General features: G+C 45.8%; 8 protein-coding genes. 7 read left to right on the forward strand and 1 reads right to left on the reverse strand.

Annotated elements, in window-relative coordinates; translation table 11 throughout:
• The first annotated feature begins 726 nt into the window (after window positions 1–726).
• The 6 genes from VE954_RS06530 (at window position 727) to VE954_RS06555 (ending at window position 9589) form a co-directional block, all read left to right on the forward strand.
• The gene (locus VE954_RS06530; RefSeq protein WP_324950882.1) at window positions 727–1947 is read left to right on the forward strand and encodes a dsDNA nuclease domain-containing protein; all 1221 of its coding nucleotides are present in this window, start codon (window positions 727–729) and stop codon (window positions 1945–1947) included.
• Window positions 1944–2432, forward strand: coding sequence for a hypothetical protein (locus VE954_RS06535; protein WP_324950884.1), 489 nt, complete (start codon window positions 1944–1946; stop codon window positions 2430–2432). Before VE954_RS06530 ends, VE954_RS06535 begins: the two co-directional genes overlap by 4 nt.
• Window positions 2432–4210 carry an AAA family ATPase gene (locus VE954_RS06540; protein WP_324950886.1) on the forward strand — a complete coding sequence of 593 codons (1779 nt, stop codon included), beginning with the start codon at window positions 2432–2434 and terminating at the stop codon, window positions 4208–4210. Before VE954_RS06535 ends, VE954_RS06540 begins: the two co-directional genes overlap by 1 nt.
• Before the next feature lie 455 nt (window positions 4211–4665).
• Window positions 4666–7422: a DEAD/DEAH box helicase family protein gene (locus VE954_RS06545; RefSeq protein WP_324950888.1), complete on the forward strand. Its 2757-nt coding sequence runs from the start codon at window positions 4666–4668 to the stop codon at window positions 7420–7422.
• A complete protein-coding gene (locus VE954_RS06550; RefSeq protein WP_324950890.1) occupies window positions 7419–8078 on the forward strand; it encodes a restriction endonuclease subunit S in 660 nt (219 codons plus the stop codon). Before VE954_RS06545 ends, VE954_RS06550 begins: the two co-directional genes overlap by 4 nt.
• A 17-nt stretch (window positions 8079–8095) precedes the next feature.
• On the forward strand, window positions 8096–9589 hold the full coding sequence (locus VE954_RS06555) for a class I SAM-dependent DNA methyltransferase (RefSeq protein WP_324950892.1): 1494 nt from the start codon (window positions 8096–8098) through the stop codon (window positions 9587–9589).
• A gap of 54 nt (window positions 9590–9643) precedes the next feature.
• Here the strand turns inward: VE954_RS06555 and VE954_RS44120 are convergent, their stop codons facing one another.
• On the reverse strand, window positions 9644–9886 hold the full coding sequence (locus tag VE954_RS44120; protein WP_414698976.1) for a recombinase family protein: 243 nt from the start codon (window positions 9884–9886) through the stop codon (window positions 9644–9646).
• A gap of 1489 nt (window positions 9887–11375) precedes the next feature.
• Here VE954_RS44120 and VE954_RS06560 point away from each other — a divergent pair.
• Window positions 11376–11804, forward strand: a 429-nt coding sequence (locus VE954_RS06560) for an Ig-like domain-containing protein (RefSeq protein WP_324950894.1), incomplete at its 3' end; no start/stop codon positions are given.

Below are 11804 nucleotides of genomic sequence, written 5' to 3' on the forward strand. Positions count from 1 at the left end.
ACCAACTGCGGGTGATGAGGCAGGATACGATCAGGTGGGGACGGAGTCTAACCGTGACTTGCTGGGGCGCTTACAAACCAATGATAGACAGGTGCGACTAGCGTCACCTCTTTTCCCTTAAGAAACTCCCGGATGGTTTCATAAGACGGTACGTCGATGCTGGTCGCTGGCGAGGCGGGGGTGGGGAGTTGTGGATCAGGGGCAGCCTTGATCGGGAGCTTGGAGGATGCCTTCTTGTTTTGATCGGCCTGCGCGTTGCTTATGCGAATCTGATCAAAGAAAAATCGGCCCGCTGGGTCGATTCCCCCACAGACCGATCAATGTTAAGTTGGCATATCTCATAATATTAAGTTTCACTTTTGATGCGCCTATTTACACCCCTAAGCTGTTAAAAGTTAATATAAAATTAGAGATTTAAGGGGATTTTTGCCGCCAATTTTATGTGAAATGCGACCTCGTCGCAGGCAGTTGTGTGGTGGCACATCCGATGGTTGGACCTGCACTAATGAGGGAATGGCTGATTGAAAAAGGCTAATAGGGAGGTAAATTTTTCTTGGGTACGTCGATATTGCCATCAATTTGAGATAAGGTCGAATTGGATCTAGCAAAATCTAAAATTTGTCCCTGTCTTCTGTAGCCTGCATGCTTTCCGTTAGCTAGAATCGCAAGCTTAGAGGGCGAAGCATTACAATCAGTCTCTCTTTAGCGTGGTATCCATTGTCAAAAATGAAGATCAAAGGAACGTTGAGAGACGTTTCTCCGCGTGAACAAGTAGGTGCCCGAACAGGTGATGCGTATGAGTACCAGTATTGCAAAGCTGCAATGTCATGTATTGCGCTTCTCGACAATCAGAACCACCTCTGCATTTTTTGTGAATGGCACGATGACTACGTGATTGAGTTCGAAGATGGAGATGGTGGTATTTATGTATTTCATCAGGTTAAAGCGAGAGGGTTGAAGCAAGGCATTTGGGGGATCGTCGATTTTTTCGGTGTCATTAAAGGACCACGGAAGGTTAAAAAAGACGGAAGTTCAAAGCCTCCAGTTGATCAGGACAGCATATTCAATCGATTGATTGATCACTACTTCAAATTCGGCGAGAACTGCAAGGAATTTGTATTTGTAACTAATCACGCAATTGATGATGAATTGGCGAAGTTTCTTAAAGAAGTTCATTCGCTTGGTTTGAAGGACTCCTTCAAACATTCTGCCGAGATCTACTTGCGAATTAGAGATGCTTATTTGCAGCAGTACGGAACTGTTCTATCGGAAGAAAGTTTCCGAGAAATTTTGAAAAAAACCAGGATAGAGCATGAAGCAGGCGACTTTGGAAGACATGCCGCTGAATTGAAAAGCGAACTGGAGTCGAGAATTTATGAGTTAAGTGAGGTCAGTTTGCATCATGTTGAGGCGACACGGATTGCCGACGACCTTCTTAAAAAAGTGAGATCAAAAAGCCATGTTGTTCTGGATAGATTGCCTTCAGCTGACGAAGTCCTAAGAAAAGAAAAAGCTATTACGCCAGATGAAGTTTTAGCCTTGTTACCTTTGTCGAAAGACGGATACCAAATTTTGCTGAAGTCAGGGAACAGCCGGCGAGAGGCAATATTGCAGTCTTCACGACTTAAAAGATTATGCGAAGCGAATGAAATTTCGGCAGACCTAGTAACCCTGATCTGCGAATGCAAGGCAAGATGGGATTCTTGGTACGCTGAAAAAAAGTATGATTTCAATCCTGATGACTATTTGACGCTCAAAATTGACTGTGGAGGAATTCTTCAGCGGTTGAGCAATGGAACCAGATCGGACTGGAATCTTATTAAGATGGATGCTGAAGAAGTTTCTAGAAGATTTAATGGAGCAGTGACAGAAAGTCTGAAGCTAAGCGGAATGCTTGTCTTGGGTATGGTTTTCTCTTTAGCTGCACAGCGTGGGCCTACTATATGAGCAGTTCTATTAATTCAGATTTTGATAACTTGATTGAGAAGCTTGCGAAAGCTTCTGTAATAATTAGAGTTGCATCAGATGATTTGGATGAGGCCGAGCCTGAATACAATGGTGAAACATTATTTTATGAGCCCCTTATCGCATTAGCTGTTTTAATTCTGACATCTATAAAATATGGATCTTTGCAATCTGGTCGTGTGAGCTTTTGCGTAAGCCAGATTCTTGCTACAATTTTTCCAGGGTTTTCTCCTCTTAAACGTCGATTAGAATGGTCAATTGTCTTGAAGTCGAGGTGTGCGGATGCTCTTTGTTTTCTGGAAGCATCAGATTTGGTAAAAGTGACGACCGAACGATCAATTTCGATTACCGAGAGAGGAAGAAATTTTCTCAGTCAGCGGAAGAACGCGGACGCGCACTTTGCGTTGTTGGCAAGGAGCATCGAAAGGGCAATCGGAAACCTGCAGCTGTTTGAGGAAATAAACTAGTGCCTTTGATCCTGAAGACCTATGACTATAGACCGAGAGGCGAGGGAGGATGGGAATCCGAACGGATTACCTTTGCTGAAGATTTCACCATTTTTGGAGGCGAAAATGGATCCGGCAAAACTCCTATGCTGGAAGGAATGGGCTTCGCATTAGGTTATCCACTAGAACTTCCGCCTGAAATAATTGAAAATTGTGCAGCGGCACGACTAAAGGTTGAAATTAATAATGTTGAATACGTCATTGAACGACTCATCGAAGCCGATTTTGAGGTTACGGTTTCTGGAGAATCCATAAAAACTAAGAAGTTCACTTCTTCGAGAGAGTTTTCTGACTGGATTCTTGGGCAGCTTGATATCTCAATGCCGACTCTCACCACGAAAAATTCTGGCAAAAGTTTGCCATACATTTCGACCGTATTCCCGCTTTTTTGGGCAAGTCAATCAAGTTGGACAGATGTGTACCAGCCTTTGAAAAATCAGGATTTTATCAGTAACCAAAGGACTGAAGCTTTGCGACTGATTTTTGGATTGGCTCCCGCAAAAGCTCATAACGAAAAAGAAGAGTATGAGAGATGCAAGGACGATCTATCCGTCACTGAAGATCTCATTAGAAAAAAGCGATCGGTAATAAAAGAAATCAAAACAAGAATGGAAACCAGGGATATCCCGGATGTCGAGGATCTTGATTCGAACATACAGGCGTTGAAGAATTCAATTGCTGCAATCAGGTCAGAAATTATCGATCTGAGGTCTCCAACCGATGACAGAGACGTACGAACTCAAGAGGAGCGTTGTTCGGTTTATCGGCAGATGATAGCCGAGCGTGAGAGTCGTTTAGCGCAGATGAAACGTGCGGCAGTGGGATTAGGTACTGAGGCCGACATTCTTCGGGCAAATGAATTAGCGACGGACCAATTTCGATTGTTTTGTGGATCTTCGAGCTGTTCTATGTTCGAGAATGTAAAGCAAGCATATGGAAAAAGGCTTCTCTATCTAAGAGATCAGCTAAAGGACCTTGATTTCGCAGAAAATTCACTGAGCATTGAGATTGTAGAATATAAGAAAAAATTGTCTCAAGAAGAAGCCGAGTTAGTGAAGGTAAAGGAAAATCGAAAGCTGATCATGATGACAAATGATGCAAATAGTTTGATTGATGAGATGTCGAGAAGGACATTGCGTTTGGAATCATTGGTAGTATTTCGATCTCAAGCTAGTCAGCTTAGGAATGAGCAAAGCGAACTAAATCGGCTGTTCAATGTAAAAGGATCTTTGGAGGAGAAAAAGCGATCTCTTAAACCCAGTGGTCGTAAAAGCAACGACGATAGGTTAAAAGACGGAGTCGCTCTTTTTCAGGAATCTCTGAGTCGGTGGCTTCAGATTTTAAGTACACCCAACATATCGTCCGGGCCTGATGTGAACAATATGTTTGGATTCAGCCTAAACCAAGCTGAGTTCAGAGCTGATTCCTATCAAAAAGGTAGCACTAGGTCGAGAATTGTTCTTGCGCACTATGCAGCGGTGTTTGAAACTGCAATGAAGCTGGGCGGTCCCCACCCACAGGTTATGTTCTTTGATTCACCACGCCAGCATGAGATCGATGATGCCGATCTTCGGAGATATTTCAAGGAATTGCGGGATCTAAAATCTCGAATGAATTCGACGCTACAAGTTGTTTTCTCAAATAAGAAAAAGATCATCACGCCGACAAAAACGGACCTTTCCTACATGCCGAGATACGTATTTGGAGAAGAAAATCGCTATCTGGGGCCTCGCCTATGATTGTGTCCGTGTTGTGGTATGCCTCGACCGAGCCGACTATTTGCAAACCTCTGAATATCCCCCTCTTCGTATGCCAATTGCGTCTACGTTATTTGAGCCCAGTAAAGTTTTCTTAATCAGGGTCAGCTTTGTTGGCTAGCCCATAATGGAATAGCATTCGATTTGACCTTGGGTTGAAACTGCAAAACAGCGGCACAATGACCATTTAGTCATGTATTGGCTTGTACTGCTATCAAGAGCCATACATAATCACGCGGCATTCTTTTGGACTTTGTCAGGAAAGCAGTATTAGAGGCCATAAGGGCAAGCTCTGGGTCGCTGCAGGCTTGATAACATCCCGCTCTTGGTACACTCTGGCAGGCTTGAGAAGCCAGTGGTTGGTCAATCGTAAGGCAGCTGCGCCCTCGGATGGTTAGTCAGCTATGAAGTGAAATCGAGTATCAGGAGTGAATAGAATGGTTAATCAGCACCCAGAGCAAATTGCGCGTGATGCCATCGACGAAAGATTAAGCAGGGCGGGATGGAAGGTTCAGGAATTCAAGAAGCTCGATTGGGAAGCGGGTCTGGGCATCGCGATTAAGGAATACCCTACTGACGCCGGCCCAGCCGATTACGCCCTCTTTGTTGATCAAACTCCCGTTGGCGTAATCGAAGCAAAAAGAGATGACGAGGGTCTGCGTATAACTACGGCTGAAGATCAGTCGGCGGGATACGCGGGCAGCAAATTCAAATATATTGATAATCAACCCCTTCCCTTTCGGTACGAGGCGACTGGCATCCTAACCCGTTTCACTGATATTCGTGACCCTAAGCCAAGATCGCGCGAAATCTTTTCATTCCATCGTCCTGAGAAGCTTCATTCGTGGGTTAAGGAAGGTCGCACTCTGCGAAGTCGGGTTCAAGATCTGTCCAACCTTGATCAGGCTGGTCTTAGAGAGTGTCAGTTTAAGGCGATCACAAATCTTGAGATGTCATTTAAGGCAAACCGACCCCGTGCTTTAGTCCAGATGGCCACTGGTGCTGGCAAGACATTTACTGCGATCACATCTGTTTATCGGTTGCTTAAGTTCGCAAAGGCGAAGCGAGTTTTATTCCTGGTGGATACCAAGAATTTGGGCGAACAGGCTGAGCAAGAATTCATGGCATTCAAGCCTATCGATGACAACCGAAAATTCACGGAGCTTTATAACGTCACGCGACTCAAATCAAAGCATATTCCCACCGACAGTCAGGTTTACATTTCGACAATCCAAAGGCTCTACTCGATTCTTCAAGGTGAGGAATTGGATGAAAAGTTGGAAGAGGCAAACCCCAATGAAATCGAGATGGAACCAAGGCAGCCTCAAAAGGTGGTTTACAATGAGCGCTTGCCAATTGAATTTTTCGACTTCATCATTATAGATGAGTGCCACCGCTCCATCTATAACCTGTGGAAGCAGGTCTTGGACTACTACGATGCCTTTCTCATTGGTTTGACCGCGACACCCGACAGCCGGACATTTGGTTTCTTCAATGAGAACGTTGTAAGTGAGTATTCGCACGAGAGCGCTGTTACTGACGGTGTGAACGTAGGTTTTGATGTTTATTTGATCGAAAGCGAGATCACCCAGGCAGGTTCGATACTCAATGCCAACGAGTATGTTGAGCGTCGGGAGAAGCTTTCACGAAAAAAGCGTTGGGAGCAGCTGGACGAAGATAGAGCATATAAAGGTACCGAATTGGACAGAGACGTTGTAAACCCTAGCCAGATTCGCCAGATTATACGTACTTTTAGAGACAAACTACCTGAGATTTTTCCTGGTCGCAAGGAGATGCCCAAGACCCTAATCTTTGCCAAGACTGATAGCCATGCGGATGACATTATCGCAATGGTTCGCGAAGAGTTTGAACAGGGTAATGATTTTTGCAAGAAAATTACCTACCAAGCCAAAGAAGATCCGAAGTCAATCCTGACCCAATTCAGAAACGACTTCAACCCTCGAATCGCTGTGACAGTAGATATGATCGCGACTGGTACTGATGTGAAGCCAATCGAGTGCCTGCTTTTCATGCGAGATGTTCGGTCCAAGAACTATTATGAACAGATGCTGGGCCGTGGAACGCGCACGCTAGGAGAAGACGATCTAAAACGAATTTCTCCCTCCGCAAATACCGCAAAGACCCACTTCGTTGTAATAGATGCTATTGGTGTATCGAAATCGCTAAAATCAAACACAAGGCCACTGGAGAGGAATAGAAGTGTTTCCCTCAAAGATTTATTATCCAATGTACTGATGGGGTCTAGAGACGAAGGAGTTTACTCATCCCTCGCTAGTCGTCTCACGCGCTTGGATCGGGAGATTTCAGTGGCTGAAAAGGAGAAATTCCAAAAGCTCGCTAAAGGCTCTTCCGTTTCCGATATCGTTCATGCTATTCTTCGCGCTCATGACCCCGACGCTGTGGAAGAAGAAGCTCGCAGGCAATTCGAGCTGAAAGAGCAGGAAGATCCTACGCCTGAGCAATCCAAGACGACTAAAGAGACATTGATCAAGAAGGCAAGCTCAATGTTGTCGGGTGAGCTAAATGAGTTCATTGTGCAGGTTCGTCAAAGCCACGACCAGATCATTGACATGGTGAACCGCGATAATATCTCTTATGCTGGCTGGGACGCCTCGCAAGCCGATCAAGCTAAGGTTATGGTTACCGAGTTCCAAAAATTCATCGAATTGAACAAGAATGAGATCATGGCGCTAAAAATCCTCTACAACGAACCGCATCGAAGAAAAGAAATTACATATAAGATGATTCGTGAGATCTTCGACACACTGAAGACAAACAAACCTAACCTCGCTCCTTTCCGAGTGTTCCAAGCATATGCTTCGATGGATAAAGTCCAAGCAGGAAATCCCAAAAGTGAGCTTGTAGCAATCGTGTCACTCATTAGGCGTGTAACGGGTGTGGATGCAGCGCTGACTGATCATCAGAGCAAGGTAGATAAGAACTTCCAGGACTGGGTTTTCCGCAGGCAATCTGGAAAGACCAAATTTAACAAGGACCAGATGGACTGGCTGCGAATGATCAAGGATCACGTCGCTTCGAGTTTCCACATCGAACGCGACGATCTCGATCTTGCTCCATTTAATGATGAAGGAGGTCTTGCGCGGATGTACGAACTGTTTGGACCACAGATAGATTCGATTATCTGTGAGATGAATGAGGCATTGGTGTCATGAGTTTAAGTTGGCGTGAGCTACCAGTCCTGGAAAAGGTGAATTTGTTTCAGCAGTCAGCGCTAAATACGGCGTGGACTGATAGAGAGCCAATCAAGCTTGAAACTTCCCTAAAGAATAGTGGCGGGATTTTCGACGGGCCATTCGGTTCTAGTTTGAAGACTTCTGATTACACCGAGGTCGGTGTCAGGGTTCTCCGGCTTGAGAACATTGGTCGCACGATATTCATGGATGAGAAGACATATATATCGCCAGAAAAGTACAGCACGCTCACTAGACATACGATACAAGAAGGAGACGTGTTGTTCTCATCATTTGTTGCCGATTTCGTGCGCTGCTGTGAGTTTCCTGCATCGCTTGGTTTGGCAATTAACAAAGCGGATTGTTTTTGCCTTAGACCCGACCCCTCCAAGCTCGATTCTCGTTTCCTGGTCTATCTCTTGTCGACTTCGCAGTTTTACTCACTTCTACGGTCATCGGTAAAAGGTGTAACAAGACCCAGAGTGAATACAAGCACAATCCGCCACTCCATGGTTCCCATTCCCGAGATTGATGAGCAACGAAGAATCGCCACCCAAATCTCGGCGTATTTGACCTCTGCATCGGACCTGACAGCCTCAATAGCTAGGCTGCGCGACAGAACTGCCGCATCATTCTAGCTTTGGAGGCAAGCAATATGAATAGCTCAGCAATCGTTAACAAGGTCTGGAGCTTTTGCAATGTTCTTCGCGACGACGGCGTGGGATACGGTGACTACCTTGAGCAGCTTACCTATCTGCTCTTCCTCAAGATGGCCGATGAATATTCCAAACCGCCATATAATAGGAAGATCGGCATCCCCGACGAGTTCACTTGGGAGACACTCACGAGCCGCAAGGGCGCTGACCTTGAAGACCACTACGCGAAGCTTCTGAAGGAGCTCGGCGGCAAGCCGGGAATGGTTGGCCAAATCTTTGTCAAGGCGCAAAATAAAATTCAAGACCCCGCAAAGCTCTCGCGTGTCATCGACATGATCGACAAGGAAAAGTGGGTCGTCATGGGTACCGATGTAAAAGGTGACATCTATGAAGGACTTCTTGAGAAGAACGCCGAAGATACGAAGAGCGGTGCAGGCCAATACTTCACTCCAAGACCTCTGATTAAGGCAATAGTAGAGTGCATCCGACCAGAACCCAAAATGACTATTGCTGATCCGTCCTGCGGAACGGGAGGCTTTTTTCTCGCGGCTTACGACTTCCTAGTGCACAACCACTGCGACATGGACAAGGAAGAAAAGACATTTTTAAAACTCCATACGTTTCGAGGAAACGAGATCGTCGCCGGTACTCGCCGCCTTTGTCTTATGAACTTATTTCTACACAACATTGGGGAGATGACGCAGGACGAAGTGATCATCTCGCCAAACGATGCCCTAGTCGCCCCTTCGAGCCTCACCTATGATTGTGTTTTGGCGAATCCTCCCTTCGGCAAGAAAAGCAGCATGACGATCACCAACGCCGAAGGTGAGCAAGAGAAAGATGACCTTACTTACAACCGACAGGACTTCTGGGTAACGACCTCCAACAAGCAGCTCAATTTCGTTCAGCACATCAAGACCCTGCTGAAAACCACGGGCAAGGCTGCCGTTGTTGTTCCCGATAACGTTCTATTTGATAGTGTCGCGGGTGAAACGGTAAGACGGAAACTCCTTGAAACTGCCGACCTTCACACGATCCTGAGACTTCCTACGGGAATCTTCTACGCCAATGGCGTAAAAGCCAACGTTCTCTTCTTCGACAACAAGCCTGCAGCCAAAGAACCCTGGACGAAAGCGGTTTGGTTCTACGACTACCGGACGAATGTTCGCCATACTCTCAAGAAGGACCCACTTCGTTTCGAGCATCTTGAAGAATTCATAAAGTGCTTTCACTCGAACAACCGGGCGAAGCGGAAAGAAACGTGGTCTGAGAAGGCGCCCGAAGGCCGTTGGCGAAAGTTCAGCTACAAGGAGCTTGTCGCTCGCGACAGGTGCAACTTAGACATCTTCTGGTTAAGAGATGACACGCTGACGGATCACGAAAGTCTCCCAGAGCCAGCGGAGATCGCGCAGGAGATCATAGCGACTCTTCGAGCGGCGACAGCTAAGTTCGAGGCAGTAATGCGTAAAATGGCAGAGTCCAATACTATATGATTGAATTGGTCAGTTTCGCTCATCCATTATCCGGATTTGTTTAACCCGGATGATTTAACTCCGAATATCGTTGCACCTCTTCGTCGACGAGAGGATATTCATGACGGTTGTTGCGTGCCATTTCTTCCGATTTTTTGTGGGGATGCCCATGGAATTGAGGATGGCGGCGATCTTATGATAACTGAAGCCTCGTTGCCGAAGTTCGGTCATTTTAACGATGTTCTCCAGCTCTCGGCGATGACCTGACTCACGTCTCTGGACTAGCTTCTCTCCATACGCCAATTGTCCTTTGTTCATTCGGTGGGCAACATCCGCTGGTCGAAGTGGTATATTGAACTCTTTGAGAGCTCGGACAATCGTAGACCTTACGGAAAAAGTTCCTTCGGCGATTTCCCGGGTTGAGAGCCCCTCGATGAGATATTTCTGCCGTAAAAACTCCTCGTTTTTATAAAGGCGATGCCATAAAAATTTAATGATTATAATAGGTTCCAGGTACGGAAATATTTGTTCAAGTGGTCCACCCAATGGTGAGCCATGCTCTTTTCTTGCTTTCGCAAAATAAAAAAAATCCCAATTAAAAATTAAATCCGATAAATCCAATAATAGATATGTGCCCGCTTCGCGGTTCCGAGGGTTTGTTTTGGGCCCGCTAGCGCGGGCTAAGGTCCTAGTCTCTATTTCCCCATTGCACAATATAATTCAATAAAAATAGATAGTTAATATGAAGTAGTGGACTTTTTTCTGATGAGGAGATCACGGGATGGGGAACATAGACGGGTTCCATAGGGAGGATGATAAGTCCCACCTGCTTAAGCACACACAAGGTTTTTCACTGTCGAAGTTGCTGAGGAGTTATTTGAAGGCGAATATGTGGAATACGTTCATGCTTTATATCCCGAGCAAACAAGGGTGATTGGAAAAGTTCGGCAACGGGTGATAACCATGGTCTATGAAGTCATTGACGATGAGTTTAGCTCTTTTACGAGACTCATCACTTACTGGGACGCGAGTCCTGTCGAAAATAAGATATACATGGAGAGAATAAAATAATGGAGTGGACTAAAAAAGATCTTGATAAAGAGGCGAAGAATTGCAACCAAAATCAGAAGAAGAAATGATCGTTAAAGGGGTAAAGCGCGGGCGACCCCGCTAATTCCAAAGCTGTGAAGACCAATTTGGATCTATCGATTGAAGTCATTATAGAGCTCGACGAGGTTGCGGAGTTTATTGGATCAACGCGTCTAGGGTCAGCTGTTTTCCCTGTGACACCATGAAGATCACATCCAGCTGACTTCGCTGATCCCAAGTCCAGGTAGAAGTGTTCCGCGATAAGCTTCCAGCGGACAGAGCTGAGCCCCTCCAGGTCATAGAGTAAACGAAGAGGCCAGCCGAGGTAAAAACTTCTGCTCTGCGAAACGGTCCAATCCGCATTACACGGCCGCTTGCAGTTCGTGGCACGAATCCTCAGCTCGACAAAGCATATTTTCTCTCCATAATTACCAGCTTAATCGACTGTAATCATTCAATTGCCTTCTCGATACGAAATTTATCCAAATTAAATTACAGTTTTTTTCTGCGATTTTTGTCGTTAGAAATTTTCTATATACCGATAGGCTATATGTCAGTTGGATAAAGATTTTGATTTTCTGAGGAAACAGAAACATTTGTTAACTAGTTTTCTTTTTATAGCGCACTCACATAGTGGAGAGTAAGTACAATGTCGAGTATCAAGGCCGGTTTTGTAAGATCACTTTTATGTTGTTTGACCTTAGTGTCAGTTCAATTCATGGGCGCGTGCAGAGATACTGATGGAGGTGACAGTAAAAGCATAAGCGTTGCTTCGCCCACAGTCACTGCCACGATCCCGGCATCAGACGCGACTGGCGCTGCAACGAACCGCAAGCTTACAGCTACCTTTAGTCAGACGATGACCAGCACTACGATCACAGCGGCGAGCTTTACTCTCAAGGGGCCGAACGCTTCCGCCGTTGCTGGAACTGTAACCTATGATGCTGCTAGCCGCACAGCTATCTTCGCGCCAAATGCCCTTCTTACAGCAAACACCTCCTATACAGCGAACATTACCGTCGAGACCAAAAACGAGGCTGCTGTGGCTTTGGCTAGCGCCTATGAATGGGGCTTTACCACCGGAGCAGACGCAGATACAACGGCGCCCGTGCCTCACGTCTTCAAGCCTTCGGCAGAACCCTATATC

Origin of the sequence: Oligoflexus sp., from assembly GCF_035638955.1 — a bacterium.
Taxonomy (GTDB): domain Bacteria; phylum Bdellovibrionota_B; class Oligoflexia; order Oligoflexales; family Oligoflexaceae; genus Oligoflexus.